This window comes from Pseudarthrobacter niigatensis, assembly GCF_030812615.1.
GTDB lineage: Bacteria > Actinomycetota > Actinomycetes > Actinomycetales > Micrococcaceae > Arthrobacter > Arthrobacter niigatensis.
In genome coordinates this window covers 1-19823 of sequence record NZ_JAUSTB010000018.1, presented here as the reverse complement: position 1 = coordinate 19823, position 19823 = coordinate 1, and the positions used below count along the sequence as shown (strand labels likewise).

The window sequence follows — 19823 nt, the reverse complement described above, 5'->3', positions numbered from 1 at the left end:
ACAGCGAACTTGCCCCATCCTTGCGATGGATTGGATACGAATGCTGGTTATATAGATGTACTGATCTACTAAGGAGGCCGACATGACAACAGCAGTGGCAGACCGCACGCTCAACGCACTGGACCGGTGCGATCGTTGCGGAGCCCAGGCATATGTCCGGGTTGTACTCGAGTCCTCCGGCGGTGAGCTGTTGTTCTGCGGCCACCACGCCCGTGCAGTCGAAGCGACGCTCAAGCCGTTGAGCTCCGACTGGCACGACGAGACGGGAAAGCTTCACGAGAAAGCTGCCGTGGAAATCGACTAGATGAGGCATCGGTAACAACGACCCTGCGGGACTCTTCCATTCGGAAGGGTCCCGCAGGCGTTTAAGGACCCCTGGCCGGACTGGGCCCGGCCCGCACGGGACATGGCGCTGCAGACCAGGAGACAACGGAGCGAAACAGCAGGGGCCGTCCGGGACCCACTTTTCAGTGGGTCCCGGACGGCCCCTGCCTGGCCATTGCGGGGACTTAGTCCAGGTAGTCCCGCAGCACCTGCGACCTGGAGGGGTGCCGCAGCTTGGACATGGTCTTCGATTCGATCTGGCGGATCCGCTCGCGGGTCACGCCGTAGACCTTTCCGATTTCGTCTAAAGTCTTCGGCTGTCCGTCGGTGAGGCCGAAGCGCATGGCAACCACGCCGGCCTCGCGCTCAGAGAGGGTGTCCAGCACCGAGTGCAGCTGCTCCTGCAGGAGGGTGAAGCTCACGGCGTCGGCGGGGACAACGGCCTCGGAGTCCTCGATCAGGTCGCCGAACTCGGAGTCGCCATCCTCGCCCAGCGGGGTGTGCAGCGAGATCGGTTCACGGCCGTACTTCTGGACTTCGACAACCTTTTCAGGGGTCATGTCCAGTTCCAGTGCCAGTTCTTCGGGCGTGGGTTCGCGGCCCAGGTCCTGCAGCATCTGGCGCTGCACACGGGCGAGCTTGTTGATGACCTCGACCATGTGAACCGGAATACGGATGGTGCGGGCCTGGTCAGCCATGGCGCGGGTGATGGCCTGGCGGATCCACCACGTGGCGTACGTGGAGAACTTGAAACCCTTGGTGTAGTCGAACTTCTCGACAGCGCGGATCAGGCCCAGGTTGCCTTCCTGGATGAGGTCCAGGAACAGCATGCCGCGGCCGGTGTAGCGCTTGGCGAGCGAGACCACCAGGCGGAGGTTGGCCTCGAGCAGGTGGTTCTTGGCGCGCTTGCCGTCGTGGATGATGAATTCGAGTTCGCGCTTATACTTCGGGTCCATGGATCCGTCGTCCGCGGCGATCTTCTCCTCGGCAAACAGCCCGGCTTCGATCCGCAGTGCCAGGTCCACTTCCTGCTCCGCGTTGAGCAGTGCCACCTTGCCGATCTGCTTCAGGTAGTCCTTGACGGGGTCGGCCGTGGCACCGGCAGACATGACCTGCTGCACCGGGGCGTCGTCGTCGTCCGCGTCGGAGTAGACAAAGCCCTTGCCACTGCCGGCTGCACCCTTGACGGGATCGGCCTCGGTATCGGCATCCTCTACTGCGTCCGGCCCTTCGAGGACGTCGAGGTCTTCCTCGACTTCTTCGACCTCATCCGGGTCGGTGTCACCGGCGGACTTTCCCGCGGCCGCTGCTGCAGCCTTGGCGCCGGGCTTGGGCCCACGCTTCTTGGGCTCGCGCTTGCCGTCCGCTGCAGCCTCGCCTGCCGAAGCCTTGTTGGCAGCACGTGTGGCTGCCCGCTTGGCATTGGTCGCGGCCTGCTTCTCCTCAGGGGACAAGACATCCTGGGCGGCGGAATCCTTCTTCGTGGAAGACGGGGTCACAGAAAACCTTTCTAGCGGTGGTCTGTGGAATCACCATACGGGCAACACCACTATGACCCTGTCAAGTCCGTGATGAAAACCAAGCGCCACCACGGCCGGCAGAGTCACTTAAGACAACTCCCGGAGCGGCTGTAATGTTCCCTTGCGGGACCGCTTACAAGCACTCGGTACACGGACCCAACCGGGTCTCGGCATCCATTGTCTCATGATTTGCCCGGATCCGGCCTCTCCTGCCGCCATCCGTTACTCCTGCCCCGCATGGTGCCGCTGACAGTGCCGCCGCGCCGCGCGGCCGCGCGCCCCTTCCATGGGTGGATATCTCCGTGCCGGCAGGATACGGCTCCGCTCACTCCCCGGCCGGGACCTCCCGGAACTTCTGCCAGGCCGCGTCTTTCCGCGCAGCCCAGCCGCAAAGGGTTCCTCTGCCCACGAGGTCCAGCAGTAGTTCCGCCAGCCGGTAGCCCGGCTCAAGCTCAAGGGCCTGCCCCAGGTAGGCAGCCGAGTACGAGCCGCGGCCCCGGCACCACGAGACCCAGCCCCGAAGCGTCAGGGCTGCCGCGGCCGCAGGCCCGCCCAAGGCAGCCAACTGCCCAAGGACCCGGTCCAATGCTTCCAGGGCCTCCCAATCGGGAACCTCGGGTGCCATGCCCATAAGGACCTCTCCGTAGCCTGCGGGAACGGATTCGGCGCGTGCCCTTGTTCCCCGTGCGGGAAGCGGCACCCGTGGACGGAGCGCCGCGGGCCCTGCCGAAGCGGCCCCTGCCCGGCCTCCCCTCGGATTCCGGCGCGCACCTGCTGCCGGCGGCACCAGCGGCAACGGCACCACGGAGGCGTCAATGCCGTCGCCCGTCGGGTCCTCAAAGACACCAAAGTGGACGGCCCCGGCCGCCGCGGCGGTCCTGCCGGCGGCTGCCATCACCAGCACGGCATCACGCCAGGTGTGGCAGAGCAGGGTGGCCCTGAGGAAGGCGTCCCGCTCAACGTCCGGGATCCACGGCCCGGACCCGGTCCGCTCCAGCAGCATCTCCCAGAAGTCGAGCACGGCATTGAACTGCTGCCTGCTCCCGGAGCGCCTGCCAAGCTCTTCCTCCCAGCCCGCCTGCGCCTCAAGGACAGCTGCAAGGTGGATGGCGGGGACGGCCGCTGCCGGCGCGCCGCCTGCTGCCGGAGCCGGGCCGACGCTGCTGCCCCTGTACACCATTTCGGTGTTCAGCGTGCTGTCCCGGATCTGCTGCACCGGGCGCCCCGGAAGCGGGCAGCACGAAGGATCGGCGCACAGTGCGTCACGCCAGTACTTCTCCCCCACGAACCAGGCGTCCCGGACGGGCATCCCGGCCCGGCCCAGGACTGACTGCACCACCAGGACCAGGCGGTGGTACGCCGATGGCGGAGCCATCATCGCGTCGCTGGTGAAGACGGCCAGCAACGAGCCGTCAGCCTCCTGGTCGGACTCCAGGTAACTCCGGACGGCGCCGGCAAAACCGGCGGGCTCTGCTTGGATATCCGGCCCCGGGAGGTCGAGCCGCAGGGTGGCGCCGAGTCTGGTGCCGTGGAGGGTGATGGCCACCAGGCTGGAGGCAGGCCAGTACCCCAGGGAATGTGGAATGAAACTGAGAATATCTTCCGGTCCGCGGATTGTTAATCGTTCTGAAGCTGTCATGGCTCCAGCCTTTGTCCGGACGCGGCACAGCATAAGGGAGTCCCGGCCGTATGTGGACAAGTCCGGCCGCCCGTGGACCCAGGCTGGTCCAGCCCGCATAAAACGCGGCCTGTGCAGGAGCAGTCAGTCGTCGCTGGGCGTTGTCTGGCGGCGGCGCGCCAGGATTTCGCGGCGCTGGCGGGCCAGCGCGCTGCGCAGCGGCGGCACCACGATCCCCTGTGCCGCCATCTGGCGGCGCACCTTCCGCCGTGAGGCGAGGATGGCGGCGGCGCCGAAAGCAAGGACCAGGAACTGGACGCTCAGTGCCAGCCGGAAGGGGTCCAGGCCGTACAGCACCCCCTGGGAGAACCCGGAAGCGTAGAGGACGTCGAGCACCAGGCCGATCAGGAAGATCGACACCAGGGCCGCGATGAAGCCGCCAACGTTGACGATCCCGGTGGCAGTGCCGATCCGGTGCGCGGGATTGAAGGTCCGGGCGAAGTCGAAGCCGATCATGGACCCCGGGCCGCCGATGGCGAGCACCACCACCAGGCCGGCCAGCAGCCACAGCGGGGCACGGCCGGGCAGCAGCAGCACGGCGGCCCACGCAGCGGCGGTTCCCCCGGCTATCAGCAGCACCATGGTGGAACGGCGCAGCGGGTGCCGCGAAACGAAACGTCCAATGAAGGGGCCCACGGCCATGGCGGCCGCAACGTAGAGCGCCATCAGGGCGGCAACGGTTCCGGCATCCAGGCCCTGCCCGGAGATCAGGAACGGGTAGCCCCAGGTCATGGCAAAAACGGTGCCGCTGAACTGGATGGTGAAATGGCTCCACATGCCCAGCCGGGTGCCGGGCTGCCGCCAGGCACGGGCAAGTGATGCCCCGGTGGCCCTGAGCCCCTGCCGGGCGTGCGGCCGTTCGCTGCCCGGCGGCGCGTCCTGCAGCATCAGGACGACAAGTACGACGGCGAGAGCGGACATTCCTGCCAGCATCAGGAAGGCCGGGGTCCATCCGGACAGGTGCAGCACCAGCGCGAAAGGCAGGACACTGAACAGCTGCCCCAGCTGCCCGGACATCCCTGTCAGCTGGGTGACCAAGGGCACGCGGGCGGGGGCGAACCACAGCGGAATGAGCCGGATCACGGAGATAAAGGTCATGGCGTCGCCGGCGCCCACGAGCACGCGGCCCAGGACTCCGCCGGGGATACTTTCGGCAAAGGCGAGCTGCAGCTGTCCGAGTCCCATCAGGACCGCACCGCCGGCGATCATGGCCCGCGATCCAAACCTGTCCACCAGCAGTCCCACGGGGATTTGGAGACCCGCGTAGACCAGCAGCTGCAGGACGGTAAAGAAGGAGATGGCAGAGGCGGTGGCGTGGAACCGCTCGGTCGCCTCCAGGCCCACCACACCAAACGATGTCCGCTGCGCCACGGCCACCAGGTACCCGAAAATTCCAATGGTCCAGATAAGCCAGGCGCGGGGTGCAGTCACTCCTTCATTATGCCCGGCCCGCGGGCGCCCCCGCGGATGCTGTGACGCCGCGCTACTGCCCGGGGTTCTCCCTGGCCAGGTAAGCCTCCACGGCGGCACCGAGGTCGTCGGCGTCGGGAAGCTCGTCGTTTTCGTTGGCCAGGAGCGAGCGCCGCACCATGCCGTCTGCCTTCTCGTCATAGCGGGTTTCGAGGCGGGACACCACCTGCTGGACCTCCTCGGAGGCCTCGATCTGCTCGGCGATTTGGCGGCTGACCTCGCGGCCCGATTCGCGGAGCCGGTCGGTAGGCAGCATGAGGGACGCCGCAGCGCCCAGGTATTCCAGGCCGGCGACGGCGGCGGTGGGGTATTCAGCTTCAGCCAGGTAGTGCGGGACGTGGATGACGTACCCGGCGACGTTGCGTCCGGCCTCCACGAGGCGCAGCTCCAGGATATGGCCGACGGCGGCAGGAACTTCGACGGTGGGCTTCCATACCGAAATGCCCTCGATCAGCTCAGGCCGGTTTCCGTGAACCGTCACGCCCACGGGCCGGGTGTGCGGCACGGGCATCGGAATGGAGTGGATCCAGGTGACCAGGTTGACGTCCAGCTTCTCCACGATGTTCACCACGGCACGGGCAAAACGTTCCCACTGCAGGTCCGGTTCGAAGCCGGCCAGGAGGAGGAACGGCTTCCCCAGCCCGTCCACCAGGCGGTAGAGGGCCAGCCGGGGCTCCTGGTAGTCCTCGATGTGGTCCTCAACGAAGCTCAGGTGCGGCCGCCGGGACCGGTAGTCAATCAACTGGTCCGCGTCGAAGACCGCGACCGGCTGGGCATCAAGGGAATCCAGCAGTTCCGCATTGATCTGCTTCACCACGTGGCCGGCGTCGGCAAACCCGGTGAAACCCATGACCAGGTTCAACCCCTGCAGGTCGGGGCTGTGGAACAGCTCGATGTTGCTGGCATAGAGCGCGTCGGGGTCCAGCAGGGAGCCGGAAATCCGTTCAAGCACGGCATGTTCCTTTCAGGGGTGCGGGTGGACATCATTCATAACGCTGCACGGGCACCCGGCATTCCTCGGGCCGGTGTGGCGCACCTCTCAGGAAATTCCCATGCTGCGCCGGGGAAGGGCTACGATCGGAACTGGCCTGCCAGCCGGGCCTGAACCCACCCCGTGACCGTCCGGAACGGCCGGATCCGGGCCATTATGGCAGCGCGCCCAACATGCATCCCTGCCCGAACGTTTCGAGAATTGAGGACTCATCCCTGTGGTCAAGAATACTGAAGTCAACCTTAGTACCGTCTCGCGGGACCTGAAGAAGAGCCCCAGCGACGCAGTGGTCATCGGGGTGGGGCAGGGAACTGACGGCCCCGTCCTGCTGGAGAACCCGCTGACGGCAAAGTCCGCAGAGGCACTCGCAGACTCACTTAAGGCACTCGGAGTGACCGGCGCTGCAGACCAGCTGGTCCGCCTGCCGGGCCTGCCCGAGACCGGTGCCGGCATCCTGGTCCTGGCCGGCGTCGGAAAGGTCCCCGCTGCGGGGGCGCTCACAGGTGAGGCACTTCGGAGGGCAGCGGGGTCGGCCGTGCGGCAGCTGGCCGGTTTGGCCACGGTCACCCTGGCATTCCCGACGGCGGGCGTCCAGGACGTGGCGGCGGTCGCCGAGGGTGCCGCGCTGGGCGCCTACTCCTTCACCGAGTTCCGGTCCTCAACGGACGGGCTCAAGGATCCGGTCCGCAACGCGATGATCTTCACCGAACTCGCTGGCAGCGCAGAGCTCGAAGCCGCCCTCAAGCGTGCCGGACTGGTTGCCAGGGCCGTGAACCAGACCCGCTCCCTGGTCAACACGCCGCCCAGCCATCTGTACCCGGAATCCTTCGCAGAGGCAACCAAGGACCTGGCCAAGGGCCTGCCCGTGAAGGTCACCGTGTGGGATGAGAAGCGCCTGGAAAAGGAAGGCTTCGGCGGCATCATGGGCGTGGGCAAGGGCTCCACGCGCCAGCCCCGCCTGGTCAAGGTCGAGTACGCCCCCGCCAAGGCAACCGCAAAGATCGCGCTCGTTGGCAAGGGCATCACGTTCGACACCGGCGGGATCTCGCTCAAGCCGGCCCTGAACATGGGTGACATGAAGAGCGACATGGCAGGCGCCGCCGTCGTCCTCAACACCGTCCTGGCCCTCGCCGGACTGGGCCTGCCGGTTAAGGCCACCGCCTGGCTCTGCATTGCCGAGAACATGCCCGGCGGCGGCGCCTCACGCCCCGCCGACGTCCTGACCATGTACGGCGGCAAGACCGTGGAAGTCCTCAACACCGACGCCGAAGGCCGTCTGGTCATGGCCGACGGCATCGTCGCTGCCAGCCGCGAACTCCCCGACGCCATCATCGACGTGGCCACCCTGACCGGCGCGCAGCTGATCGCACTGGGCAACCGCACCGCCGGCGTCATGGGTTCGGACAGCGTCACCGGTGCGCTCAAGGAGGCGGCGGACCGTGCGGGCGAGCTGGTGTGGCCCATGCCCCTGCCGGAGGAACTGCGCCCCACGCTGGACTCCCAGGTGGCGGACCTGGCCAATATCGGCGAACGGCACGGCGGGATGATGACCGCAGCCGTGTTCCTGCGTGAGTTCGTGGGTAAGGACAAGGCAGGCGAACAGATCCCCTGGGCGCACATCGACATCGCGGGACCGTCCTTTAATAACGGGAGCCCGTACGGCTACACGCACAAGCAGGGCACCGGATGCACTGTCCGGACCCTGGTGGCCTACGTGGAGGACATCCTGGCCGCCGCCTGAGAACGGCTGCAGCCCCCGTGCCACGCGGCCCTGCGGCCAGGTGATTCCTGTGCCACAGAGCCGCGTGACACTGGACACAAGCGCTCCACAAACGCAGTGCCAAGGTGGAGCATGGATAGGTGGTTCGCTAAGGTGAACCACGGTAGTCACAAATGCAAGAGAGTTGCCCTGCTGACATAATCACGGCAGTGCAAGTTCCAAGACCAGATGATGCGCGCTGAACGCGTCATCGTTCACGCGAGGGAGCGTTTTAGTGGCCGATCAGGCAACTGCGCAAGAATTCGACATCCTGGTACTCGGTGGCGGCAGCGGCGGATACGCTGCGGCCCTGCGTGCGGTACAGCTCGGCCTCACCGTCGGCCTCGTGGAGAAGGGCAAGCTGGGCGGCACCTGCCTCCACAACGGCTGCATCCCCACCAAGGCCCTGCTGCACTCTGCAGAGCTCGCCGACCACGCCCGTGACTCCGCCAAGTACGGCGTGAACGTCACCTTGGACAGCATCGACATCAACGCTGTCAACGCGTACAAGGACGGCATCATCGCCGGCAAGTACAAGGGCCTGCAGGGACTCATCAAGTCCAAGGGCATCACCGTCATCGAGGGTGAAGGCAAGCTGCAGGGCACCGACACCGTCATCGTGAACGGCACCGCCTACAAGGGCAAGAACATCGTCCTGGCAACCGGCTCCTACTCCCGCACCCTGCCCGGCCTGGAAATCGGCGGCAAGGTCATTACGTCGGACCAGGCCCTCACCATGGATTACATCCCCAAGAGCGCCATCATCCTGGGCGGCGGCGTCATCGGCGTCGAGTTCGCCTCGGTCTGGAAGTCGTTCGGCGTGGACGTCACCATCGTCGAAGGCCTCCCCTCCCTCGTTCCCAACGAGGACGCCACGATCGTGAAGAACTTCGAGCGTGCCTTCAAGAAGCGTGGCATCAAGTTCTCCACCGGCGTGTTCTTCCAGGGCGTCGAGCAGAACGACGACGGCGTCAAGGTCACCCTGGTGGACGGCAAGACGTTCGAAGCCGACCTGCTGCTGGTCGCCGTCGGCCGGGGCCCCGTCACCGCGAACCTCGGCTATGAGGAAGCGGGCATCACCATCGACCGCGGCTTCGTCATCACCAACGAGCGCCTCCACACCGGCGTCGGCAACGTCTACGCCGTCGGCGACATCGTCCCCGGCGTTCAGCTGGCACACCGCGGCTACCAGCAGGGCATCTTCGTGGCCGAGGAAATCGCCGGCCTGAAGCCGGTGGTCGTCGAGGACATCAACATCCCCAAGGTCACCTACTCCGAGCCCGAGATCGCCACCGTTGGCTACACCGAGAAGGCTGCCAAGGAGAAGTTCGGCGAAGACCAGGTCCAGACCCAGGAATACAACCTGGCCGGCAACGGCAAGAGCTCCATCCTGGGCACCTCCGGCCTGGTCAAGCTGGTCCGCCAGAAGGACGGCCCCGTCGTCGGCGTCCACATGATCGGTGCCCGCATGGGCGAGCAGGTGGGCGAAGCCCAGCTGATCGTGAACTGGGAAGCCTACCCTGAGGACGTGGCGCAGCTGCTGCACGCCCACCCCACCCAGAACGAAGCCCTTGGCGAAGCCCACCTGGCGCTGGCCGGCAAGCCGCTGCACGGCTAGTTCCCCCAGCATTACCAGGCCCGGTGCACCCGGCCGCGCAGGCCGGGTGCACTAGGCTTCCAACAAGGCAGCAATCATTCGCACTAAAGATCAATAAGGAGAACGGGGACGACATGTCTGAATCCGTTAACTTGCCCGCCCTCGGTGAGAGTGTCACCGAAGGAACCGTCACCCGCTGGCTCAAGCAGGTAGGTGACCGGGTAGAGGTGGACGAGCCGCTGCTCGAAGTCTCCACCGACAAAGTAGACACTGAAATCCCCTCTCCCGTAGCTGGCGTGATTGAAGAAATCCTGGTCGCTGAAGACGAGACCGCCGAGGTCGGCGCACCGCTGGTGCGCATCGGCGACGGCTCTGGCGGCGGTTCCGCCCCGGCCGAAGAAGCTCCCGCTGCCGCTCCGGCACAGGAGGCCCCGGCCCAGGAAGCACCCGCTGAAGCAGCACCTGCCCAGGAAGCGCCCGCCCAGGACGCTCCGGCTGCCGGCGGCGAAAGCCATGAAGTGACGCTCCCCGCCCTCGGCGAGAGCGTCACCGAGGGCACCGTCACCCGCTGGCTCAAGGCCGTGGGCGACTCCGTCGAGGTCGACGAGCCCCTGCTCGAGGTCTCCACCGACAAGGTAGACACCGAGATCCCCTCGCCGGTTGCCGGCACGCTGCAGGAAATCCGGGTCAACGAGGACGAGACCGCCGAGGTTGGTTCCGTGCTGGCCGTCATCGGCTCGGGTGCCCCCGCTGCCGCCGCCCCGCAGGCTGCACCCGCGGCTCCCCAGCAGGAAGCCACCAAGCAGGAAGCCCCCGCTCCGGCCGCAGCACCGGCCCCCGCCGCAGCACCGGCGCCCGCCCCGCAGGCTGCACCCGCTGCCCAGGAAGCCGCCCCGGCCGCAGGCTCGGAATCCGGCTACGTCACTCCCCTGGTCCGCAAGCTGGCAAACCAGCACGGTGTGGACATCGCTTCACTGTCCGGCACCGGTGTTGGCGGCCGCATCCGCAAGCAGGATGTCATGGCCGCCGCTGAAGCCAAGGCTGCCCCGGCAGCGGCTCCGGCAGCAGCCCCTGCCGCTTCCGCCCCTGCCGCCCCGGCTGCAGCTGCCTCGTCGCTGCGCGGAACCACCCAAAAGGCTCCCCGCATCCGCCAGGTCATCGCCCGCCGCATGCGCGAATCCCTCGAGGTCTCCACCCAGCTCACCCAGGTGCACGAAGTGGACATGACCAAGGTGGCGAAGCTGCGCGCCCGCGCCAAGAACTCGTTCCAGGCCCAGAACGGCGTCAAGCTGACCTTCCTCCCCTTCATCGCCAAGGCCGTGGCCGAGGCCCTCAAGCAGCACCCCAAGCTCAACGCTGCGTACGACGAGGACAAGCAGGAAATCACCTACCACAACGCCGAGCACCTGGCCATCGCCGTCGACACCGACAAGGGCCTGCTGGTTCCGGTCATCGCTGACGCCGGCAACCTGAACCTCGCCGGACTGGCAGGCAAAATTGCGGACGTTGCCTCCCGAACCCGCGACGGAAAGATCGGTCCGGATGAACTGTCCGGTGGCACGTTCAGCATCACCAACATCGGTTCGGTTGGCGCACTGTTCGACACCCCGATCATCAACCAGCCGCAGGTAGGGATCCTGGGTACCGGCGCGATCGTCAAGCGTGCCGTTGTGGTTGCCGACGAAAACGGTGACGACTCGATCGCCATCCGCTCCATGATGTACCTGTCCCTGACGTACGACCACCGCCTGGTGGACGGCGCGGACGCGGGCCGGTTCCTCCAGACGCTGAAGGCACGCCTCGAAGAAGGCGCCTTCGAAGCGGACCTGGGGCTGTAACAGCCAGCCACGAGCAGCGGCGGCGGGTGCCAAACGGTGGGATATCCACCGGAGGCACCCGCCGCCGTCGTTGTTTAATGGGCACCCAGGCGTGGGTGGCCAGCGTGGCTTTGCTACAGGCGGTAGAACTGACTGGCTAAGCTGGAGCCATGACTATCCTCTTTAACATCCTGGTTTTCCTGCACGTCGTGGGCGCGGCCATGATCGTGGGCTACTGGATCGCCACGATGCGGACCCCTACCGTGCACCCGCGCCAGCGTGACGGCGCCTTCCTTCAGCTTCTTACCGGCATCGCCATGATGGGCATCCTTCCGTTCCTGCCGGACAAGGACCCGAACTACGCCAAGCTGGGCATCAAGTTCGTCATTGCCATCGTCGTTGCAGTCCTCGCCATCATCGGCACCCGCAAGGTCAAGAAGGGTGAGCCTGTGTCCACCGGCCTCGCCCACGGCGTAGGCGGCCTGGCCCTGGTCAACATCGCCATCGCCACCATCTGGCAGTAAAACCCGTCCGGGGACCGGTCATAATCCTCTGAGAGCGGACAATCCGTGCACCGCAGGGGCCGGATCCCTAGGATGGGAAACGGTGGGCCCGGCCGTGCTGCCGGACCCGGACCGAATCGACGTTGAGGAGAGACATGGCTACAACACGCAATGCCCACACCGTATGGACCGGAAGCCTGACCGATGGCTCGGGCAACACCACCCTGGACAGCTCGGGCCTGGGCACCTTCGATGTCACCTGGAAGGCGCGCACGGAGGCTGCCGGCGGAAAGACCAGCCCGGAAGAGCTGATCGCAGCGGCCCACTCGGCCTGTTTCTCCATGGCCTTCAGCCACGAACTCAGCCAGGCGGGCTTCACTCCGGAAGAGGTCAACACCAAATCGGAGGTCGGCTTCCAGCCCGGAACCGGTATCACCGGCAGCCACCTGACCCTCAGCGCCCGCATCCCCGGCATCTCGGAAGAAGACTTCCAGCGCATTGCCGAGGCCGCCAAGAAGGGTTGCCCGGTGTCCCAGGCCCTGGCCGGCATCGAGATCACCCTCGACGCCACGCTGCAGTCCTAGGTTCCGCACCCCGCACAACGCATAGGCCCTGCCCTTCCGGAAATCCGGAAGGGCAGGGCCTTTGCCGTTGCCGGCCCGGGTTAGCCGTCGTGCCGGCGCGCCGGAAGCGGGGCAGGCTTCAGCTTCCGGTAGCCGGAGCGCGCCGGCGGCCGGTCGGTGGGCAGTTCCTGGATCATTTCCTTCAGCGCCCCGATGCCGTACTCCAGCTGGGGATCCCGCCCGGCGGCGTAGGCGTGCGGCGGGTAGGTGACCTCGATGTCCGGGTCAACGCCGTAGTTCTCCACGCTCCAGCCCACGCCGCCGCCGAACCAGTTGGCATAGCGGGGCTGGGTGACGCCGGTGCCGTCCGCCAGCGTGAACCGGTTGTCGATGCCGACCACACCGCCCCAGGTGCGCGTTCCGATCACCGGGCCGATGCCGCGGAGCTTTGACACCTGGGTGATGATGTCGCCATCGGACCCGGCGAACTCGTCCGCGAGGATGATCACGGGCCCCCGCGGCGCATGGTGGGGGTAAGTACGCGGCTTTTCGCCGCGCGGCATGCTCCATCCTGTGACCTTGCGGCCAATGAGCTCGGCAACAAGCTGGGAGGTGTGCCCCCCGCGGTTGCGGCGCACATCGACGATCAGGCCATCGAATGCCGTTTCGGTATCCAGGTCCCGGTGGAGCTGGGCCCAGCCGTTGGCCATCATGTCCGGGATGTGCAGGTAGCCGAAGGTTCCGTTGGAAGCCTCGCGGACCGTCCGCCGGTTGCCCGCAACCCATTCCTGGTACCGCAGGCGTTCCTCATCCTTGACAGGCACGACGGCGACCCTCCGCTGGGTGCCCTCAGCGCCGCCGTGTCCGGGGCCGTTGAGGAGGGTGAGCTCCACGGCGCGGCCGGCGGCCCCCACCAGCTGCATGGCAGGGGTGGTGCTTTCGGACAGCGGGACGCCGTCGACGGCCAGGAGGACGTCCCCCGCTTTCGCGCCGACGCCGGGCCTGGTCAGCGGCGACGTCGCCAGCGGGTCAGAGGACTCGCCCGCCAGGATGCGGGTGATCTCCCAACCGCGGGCGGTGTGTAGGAGGTCGGCGCCGAGCCTGCCCTGTCCACGGCTGCCGCGTTCGGTGACGGCCGCAGGGCGCACGTAGGCGTGGGAAGTTCCCAGTTCGCCGTGCAGTTCCCACAGGAGGTCCACGAGGTCGTCATGGGAGCCGAGCCGTTCCACCAGCGGCCGGTACCGGGCGTGGATGGATTCCCAGTCCTGGCCGGCCATGTCCTCGGCCCAGAAGAAGTCGCGCTGCAGGCGCCAGGCCTCGTCAAATGCCTGTCCCCAAACGCTGAGCGGGTCCATCAGGACGCGGATCCTGCCCAGGTCCACCTTGACCAGCTTGCCGGATTCCTCGTCCGTCTTGGCGTCCGACGGAACAACAGTCACCTGCTTATCGGCGACCGCCACCACTTTGCTGCGGTCACCCGAGAGCCGGTAGCTGTCCACGGCATCCACCAGGGTGGTCTGCTTGCGCCGGGCGATGTCATACCGGACCAGGCTGGGACGGGCGTCCTTGTCCTCCTGGCTGGCCTTCCCGTCGCCGGTCACGCCCGCCAGGACGGAGTCGAGCCAGAGGAGCGCGCCGTCAACGGCCTTCAATGAGCTGTAGTTGCCCTGCGGCACGGGAACGCCGATCACGCGGTGGGCAAGGCCCTCCGGATCGACAGTGACGGCGGGCACCGCGCCGTCCCCGGCACCGTCCGCGGCTTCTGCGTCCGGCTCCCGGCCCGCGGGATCAACCGACGGGCCAAAGGGCGACGGCGTCCCGGCAGCAAGCGCCACCAGGTACGGCTTGATGGGGCTGGGGAAGGAGAGGTCGAACGAGTGCCCGTCGTACACGGGGTCGAAGCTGCGGTTGGACAGGAACGCAAGGAATTTCCCGTCCGGGGTGAAGGCCGGGGAAGCGTCGCGGAAGCGGCCGTCGGTAACCTCCACGGGTGCCGCGTCGAGCCGGTCCACGGTGGCCAGGCGCAGCCGGCTGCGCGAACCGAAGGAGGTGACGGGCTCGGACCAGACCAGCCAGCGCGAATCCGCCGACCACCCCAGTTCGGAGATGCTGCCCTCCCCGATGCTGGCTACCGGTGTGAGGTCTCCGGTGCGGGTGTCCACCACGAAGACATCACCAAAGGAGGTTCCAAGGGCTACCCACCGGCCGTCGGGGCTCGGCTCCAGCGAACTGGCCCGGGACGGCGTCGGCACGGTGACACCGGCGTCCGCCGCCGGAGCCTGGGCTTCGGTGCCGGGGGCATCGGCCTGGGGCGCCACATCCGCCTGCTGCTCGTCATCGGTGGACGCGTGGGCTGTTGTTGCCGCCGGCACTTTGGCGCCGGACGCCGGGACAGGCTGGGGCAGGCTGACCGCCTCCGCTTCATCCTCAGCGGGTGCTGCCCCGACGGGGGCATCCTGGGCCTGGGTGCCCGGATTTCCAGCGGTGTGCGGAACAGGTGCGGCGATGTCCTTGATATGCAGTGCTTCGACGCCGCCATGGTCGGCGATGTAGGCAATGCGTCCGTCTCCCAGCGGCCGCGGCAGCCGGCCGCGGACACCCGGGGTGGCCTCGATGATGCGTGACGGGCCGTCCTTGTGCCGCAGCCAGTGGATGGTGCCGTGGGATTCGACGGCGCTGGCGGCGCCCGCCACATCCGGTGCCACCGCACCGAGGTGCTTGACGGCGTCGAGCAGTGCGGGGCGCCTCGTCTGGCTGGCGGATCCGAGGCTAATGTCCAGTTTCACTGCGTCCGAGCCAAGGTCGTGGAGGACCCAAAGTTCGCCGGCCGATTCAAAGATGACCCGTTTGCCGTCGGTGGCCGCGTGCCGGACATAGAAGTCCTGATGGTCGGTGTGCCTGCGCAGGTCCTTACCGCTGGGCAGGACCGAGTACAGGTTGCCGTAGCCCTCATGGTCGGACAGGAAGGCGATCCGGCCGTCCACCCAGAGGGGGTCGGCGAGGTTGCCGTCAAGGTCCGGGAGGAGGCGTTCGAATTCGCCGTTGCCGTCGCGGTCGATCCACAGCTTCCCAGCAGTTCCACCCCGGTACCGCTTCCACCATGCGGGTTCGCGGGAGAGAACACTGGCCAGGACCACGGGGCGTTCATCGCCGACTTCGGGGCCGAAGGCAACGGACTCCACAGGTCCATAGGGCAGCTCCTGGGCCCAGCCGCCGTCGAGCGGGACGCTGTAGGCGTGGGTATGCCGGCTTTCGGCCTGGCGGAACGCGCTGGTGACCACCACGGAACCGCCCGTGGTGAATCCCTTGACCTTGGTGGTGCTGTGGCCGAAATACGTGAGCTGCCGGTACCCGCCGCCGTCCACCTGTGCAGACACTACCTCCGGCGCCGTTCCCTGGACTACGGTCCACACCAGGCGCTTGCCGTCAGGGGTAAAACGCGGGTTGCGGGCAGGGAGCTGGAGGGAGGAGACACGCCAAGCGCGGCCGCCGTCCAGGGGCGCGATCCACACGTCGTCCTCGGCCACGAAAGTGACCAGATCACCGTGCAGATGCGGGAAACGGAAGTAGCTGGAAGAGGTCATCGTTCGATCATAGCCATCCCCTCCCCTGCCCCGCGGGAGATACACAACCCGTGCTGCCGTGGTGAGATGGACCATGCATATCGTCATGGCCGGCGCCTCCGGGCTCATCGGCACCTCCATGTCCGCAGCCTTCCGCAGTGCCGGCCACTCTGTGGTGACACTGGTCCGCAGGCCCCCGGCCAATGCCGGCGAAGTTCGCTGGGATCCGGCGGCCGGGGTCCTGGATCCCGGGGTGCTGTCCGGCGCGGACGCAGTGGTCAACCTTTCCGGCGCCGGAATCGGCGACCGGCCGTGGACCCGGCACCGCGTGGAGGAACTGTTCAGTTCCCGGCTGGGACCCACCAGGACCCTGGTGCAGGCTATGGCACGGTCCGACGCTCCACCCGCAGCCTTCATCAGCCAGTCCGGTTCGGGCTACTACGGTGACGCGGGCAACACCGTCCTCCGGGAAGATGCAGCGGCAGGCGAGGGGACACTCGCGCAAATCTGCATTGAGTGGGAGCAGGCCGCGCTGATGGCGCCGGCGGGCGTACGGGTGGTGACGCCGCGGACCGGAGTGGTGTTCAGCCAGTCCGGCGGGGCGTTGGGCAAGCTGCTCCCGCTGCTGCGCCTGGGGGTGGGCGGCCCGTTTGGCAACGGCAGGCAATTCTGGCCCTGGGTAACGCTTCCCGATGTTTCGGCCGCATTCCTGTTGCTGTTGGCCTCCCCGGTCTCAGGGCCGGTCAATGTGGCCGCCCCTGAACAGGCGGATGTGAATACCATCGTGGCGGCCCTGGCCAAGGCGCTGCACCGGCCGGCGTTGCTGCGGGTCCCCGCCCCGGTGCTGCGGACCGTGATGCCCGGCCTGGGTGAGGAGCTCCTGCTGTACAGCCAGCGGATGGAGCCGGCCGTCCTGGCAGCTGCCGGGTTCCAGTGGCAGCACGGGAACCTGGCAGATGCAGCCCAATGGGTGGCGGGAAAGGCCGGCGCGGTCCAGCGGGGCTAGGCAGTGGGGCGACCCGGCAATGCTGGATGCCAGGGTTCGCAGGGCAATGCACTGAGGGCTGTTCACTGGCCGGGCAGGATGTCGCTGACCCGCCACCGGCCATCGACGGACACCAGGACCAGCCGCAGCGGCTGCGGCCGGCTCGCGGGCCCCGTGGCCAGCACGGTGTCATCCGGGTCCAACACCTGGTATCCGGACGTAGTGGAGACGGCCCGCACCACCGCGTGCACGCCGGTGGCCCCGTCCTCGACAGTCAACCCTGAAAGCGTGGTGCTGAATCCGGCGAGCCGCCGGCCGGCGGCGACCTGGCTGGAGATCCTCTGGTCAGCCACAGCCGCGGCCGACCCGGGGGCGTTCACGTCCGCCAGCAGTTCCATTCCACCGCTGTTGAAGGCGTAGTCGCGAACCGCCGCCAGCCCCTGCGCGGCTGTTACGGGATCAGCTGCCCCTGCCTGCTCCACCGCCACGTCCAGGGGCACGGCCGCCTGGCCACCGCCACCTGTTGCGGCCGGGGACGCACCTGGTGGGACCGGACCGTGTGCAGAATTCCCGGGCCACATGCCGTGCCCTGCGGACGCTGACAGCCACCACAGCACTGCGGCAGCGGCGGCAACGAGCGGCAGCACGGAACGGCGTAGAAGCCGCAGCACCTGGCCACCGGCCGGGCCCACCGCGTGCTTTCCCCTGGCCGGCGGGGTTGTAGTTGTTGCCGCTCCCGGCCACGCGGACCACCGGGAGGCCTCCGCCCGGCGGCGGAGCCCCTGGATTTTCTCCCGGAGTCGGCTGCCCCGCGACACAGGGGGAACGTGGCGGCGGGTCAGCAGCTCCGGCAGGACGCTGGGGTGAACGGCGCCGGAGAGGTCCACGGGTTGTGGTTCAGCACTGCGGTACACGGCAGTGGCCAGCGCCAGTGCGTCAGGCCGCAGCCTCCGCTCATCGTTCAGTCCTGCTTCCAGGGCGGCTGCCAAGTCTTTGGGAACACCGGGAACCAGCAGGGACAGCGGAGGCCGGTCGGCGGTCCGTCCCGGCGGCTCACCCGTCAGGCAATACCAGCCCAGGGCGGCCACCGAGTACACGTCGCGTTCCGGCTGCAGGCCGGCGCGGACGGCGTCCACCGGGGACGGATCCACGAATCCTCCGGTTCCCGCGGCCCCCGCACGGCCGGGATCGCCCAGCATCCGGGCAATTCCGAGGTCCGACAGCACCGGTTTTCCCTGCCCGGTGAACAGGACATTTCCCGGCGACACATCCGAGTGCGTGAAGCCCTTGGCATGCAGGTAGGCCAGGGCCTGGGCTATGGGCGTGAGCACCGTGACCGTTTCCCCCACGCTGATCCTGCCCCGGGAGGCGACCAGCTGGGCCAGCGAACCGCCGGCAGCATAGTCCATGGTCAGGGCCGCACCGCTGCCGGGTTCGGTGCCCTGCACCGCCCCGTGGGCCTTGACCAGGTGCTGATGGTCCAGGACTGACAGGATGCGGATCTCCCGCCGCACTTCCTCCTGGGTGATTCCCGGACTGCTGCCCGCGCCGCTGCCGGCGGCGCGGAAGCACTTCAGTGCGTATTCCTGTCCGGTCCGGCGCTCCCGTACCAGCCACACGTCCGCGCTGCCGCCCCGCCCCAGCAGCCTGCCGACGTCGTAGCCCGGTACCTCGGGTGCCTGTGCATCGTCCATGGTCCATGTCTAGCCGACTTCCGGCCGCGCCGCAGAAGTTATCCACAGCCTCCGGCGGCCGTGGTCACATTGAGTTCCGCCGGTGAGCTTCGACACTAAACCGGGCCGGTGCGGCTGCGGGGTCTAAGCTGGATGCCATGACTCTTGAGTTTTCACAGCTGGGTCTTGCCCCCGACTTCGTTGACTACATGGAAGGCTGGGATGCCCAGCGCGAACTCCATGACAAAGTTGTCGCGGGAAGTGCGCCCAGCACAGTCCTTCTGTTGGAGCACGCCGCTGTCTATACGGCCGGCAAGCTTACCGAGGACCACGAGCGGCCCTTTGACGGTACGCCGGTCGTCGCGGTGGACCGCGGCGGCAAACTTACGTGGCACGGCCCGGGCCAACTGGTTGCCTACCCCATCCTGAAGCTCAAGAACCGCTCCGGAATCAGGGACTACGTGGAGCGCCTTGAAGCGATCATGATCGCCGTCATGGCGGACTACGGCATCAACGCAGAACGCATCAAAGGCCGCGCGGGCGTATGGATCAAGGCCGATTCAAAAGGCCCCGACCGCAAGATCGCTGCGATCGGCATCCGTGTCCTGAACGGCGTGACCATGCACGGCGTCGCCATTAACTGCAGCAACGACCTTGCGCCCTACGGCCAGATCATAGCCTGCGGCATCACCGACGCCGGAGTGACCACCATGTCCCTTGAAACGGGCAGGGAAATCCACCCCGCGGACATCGCGGAGCGGTTCGTGGAGGAATTCCGCAAGCATGAAGAAGTATTGGTTTCGAGCCCTGAAGGAGCTCTACTGTGACATTGGCACCTGAAGGCCGGAAGATGCTGCGGATCGAGCAGCGCAACGCTGCGGTCCCGGTGGAGCGCAAGCCGGAGTGGATCAAGGCCAAGGTCCAGATGGGCCCCGAGTTCGTCGGACTGAAGAACCTGGTCAAAAAAGAAGGCCTGCACACCGTCTGCGAAGAAGCCGGCTGCCCCAACATCTTCGAATGCTGGGAAGACAAGGAAGCGACCTTCCTGATCGGCGGCTCCGAATGCACCCGCCGCTGCGACTTCTGCCAGATCGACACCGGCAAACCCTCCCCCGTGGACATGTTCGAACCCACCAAGGTGGCCCGCTCCGTCCAATCCATGCAGCTGCGCTACGCCACCGTCACCGGCGTGGCCCGCGACGACCTCGAAGACGAAGGCGTCTGGCTCTACGCCGAAACCGTCCGCAAGATCCACGAACTGAACCCCGGCACCGGCGTCGAACTGCTCATCCCCGACTTCTCCGGCAACCCCGACCACATCAAGGCGATCTGCGACTCCGCCCCCGAAGTCTTCGCCCACAACGTCGAAACCGTCCCCCG

At 67.1% G+C, this 19823-nt stretch carries 15 protein-coding genes; 9 read left to right on the top strand and 6 right to left on the bottom strand.

What is annotated here, in order from left to right; translation table 11 throughout:
• Window positions 1-82 precede the first annotated feature (82 nt).
• On the top strand, window positions 83-304 hold the full coding sequence (locus J2T23_RS18640) for a DUF7455 domain-containing protein (protein ID WP_013600696.1): 222 nt from the start codon (window positions 83-85) through the stop codon (window positions 302-304).
• Between the two features lie 205 nt (window positions 305-509).
• Here the strand turns inward: J2T23_RS18640 and J2T23_RS18635 are convergent, their stop codons facing one another.
• From J2T23_RS18635 to J2T23_RS18620, 4 genes are all read right to left on the bottom strand, one after another.
• Entirely contained in the window at window positions 510-1823 is a 1314-nt protein-coding gene (locus J2T23_RS18635) for an RNA polymerase sigma factor (protein WP_307362456.1), read from the bottom strand.
• Window positions 1824-2169: 346 nt separating this feature from the next.
• Window positions 2170-3483 carry a DUF4192 family protein gene (locus tag J2T23_RS18630; protein WP_307362452.1) on the bottom strand — a complete coding sequence of 438 codons (1314 nt, stop codon included), beginning with the start codon at window positions 3481-3483 and terminating at the stop codon, window positions 2170-2172.
• A 123-nt stretch (window positions 3484-3606) separates the two neighbouring features.
• Window positions 3607-4953 carry an MFS transporter gene (locus J2T23_RS18625; RefSeq protein WP_141160812.1) on the bottom strand — a complete coding sequence of 449 codons (1347 nt, stop codon included), beginning with the start codon at window positions 4951-4953 and terminating at the stop codon, window positions 3607-3609.
• A gap of 52 nt (window positions 4954-5005) precedes the next feature.
• Complete coding sequence (locus J2T23_RS18620) at window positions 5006-5944, bottom strand: proteasome assembly chaperone family protein (RefSeq protein ID WP_141160813.1); 939 nt, start codon at window positions 5942-5944, stop codon at window positions 5006-5008.
• A 256-nt stretch (window positions 5945-6200) separates the two neighbouring features.
• Between J2T23_RS18620 and J2T23_RS18615 the strand changes: the two genes are divergently transcribed.
• From J2T23_RS18615 to J2T23_RS18595, 5 genes are all read left to right on the top strand, one after another.
• Complete coding sequence (locus J2T23_RS18615; protein ID WP_141181262.1) at window positions 6201-7724, top strand: leucyl aminopeptidase; 1524 nt, start codon at window positions 6201-6203, stop codon at window positions 7722-7724.
• Between the two features lie 253 nt (window positions 7725-7977).
• Window positions 7978-9360, top strand: coding sequence for a dihydrolipoyl dehydrogenase (lpdA, locus tag J2T23_RS18610; protein WP_307362446.1), 1383 nt, complete (start codon window positions 7978-7980; stop codon window positions 9358-9360).
• Window positions 9361-9473: 113 nt separating this feature from the next.
• Window positions 9474-11177, top strand: a complete 1704-nt coding sequence (sucB, locus tag J2T23_RS18605) for a 2-oxoglutarate dehydrogenase, E2 component, dihydrolipoamide succinyltransferase (RefSeq protein ID WP_307362443.1) — start codon at window positions 9474-9476, stop codon at window positions 11175-11177.
• 149 nt (window positions 11178-11326) lie between these two features.
• Window positions 11327-11680, top strand: coding sequence for a hypothetical protein (locus J2T23_RS18600; protein WP_141160817.1), 354 nt, complete (start codon window positions 11327-11329; stop codon window positions 11678-11680).
• Window positions 11681-11814: 134 nt separating this feature from the next.
• Window positions 11815-12243, top strand: coding sequence for an OsmC family protein (locus J2T23_RS18595; RefSeq protein WP_307362441.1), 429 nt, complete (start codon window positions 11815-11817; stop codon window positions 12241-12243).
• An 80-nt stretch (window positions 12244-12323) separates the two neighbouring features.
• On the opposite strand, the gene J2T23_RS18590 is transcribed toward J2T23_RS18595, so the two are convergent.
• Window positions 12324-15806 (bottom strand): S41 family peptidase, encoded by a 3483-nt coding sequence (locus tag J2T23_RS18590; protein WP_307362439.1) that lies wholly within the window; start codon window positions 15804-15806, stop codon window positions 12324-12326.
• A 73-nt stretch (window positions 15807-15879) separates the two neighbouring features.
• Between J2T23_RS18590 and J2T23_RS18585 the strand changes: the two genes are divergently transcribed.
• Window positions 15880-16791, top strand: coding sequence for a TIGR01777 family oxidoreductase (locus J2T23_RS18585; protein ID WP_307362436.1), 912 nt, complete (start codon window positions 15880-15882; stop codon window positions 16789-16791).
• A 62-nt stretch (window positions 16792-16853) separates the two neighbouring features.
• Here J2T23_RS18585 and J2T23_RS18580 read toward each other — a convergent pair whose 3' ends face one another.
• Window positions 16854-18464: a serine/threonine-protein kinase gene (locus J2T23_RS18580; RefSeq protein WP_307362433.1), complete on the bottom strand. Its 1611-nt coding sequence runs from the start codon at window positions 18462-18464 to the stop codon at window positions 16854-16856.
• A gap of 128 nt (window positions 18465-18592) precedes the next feature.
• Here J2T23_RS18580 and lipB point away from each other — a divergent pair, with 128 nt between their 5' ends.
• Both lipB and J2T23_RS18570 read left to right on the top strand, forming a co-directional pair.
• The gene (lipB, locus tag J2T23_RS18575) at window positions 18593-19270 is read left to right on the top strand and encodes a lipoyl(octanoyl) transferase LipB (RefSeq protein WP_256371929.1); all 678 of its coding nucleotides are present in this window, start codon (window positions 18593-18595) and stop codon (window positions 19268-19270) included.
• Window positions 19267-19823: lipoyl synthase (locus J2T23_RS18570; RefSeq protein ID WP_307362431.1), on the top strand; the 557-nt coding region annotated here is incomplete at its 3' end. The genes lipB and J2T23_RS18570, both read left to right, overlap by 4 nt.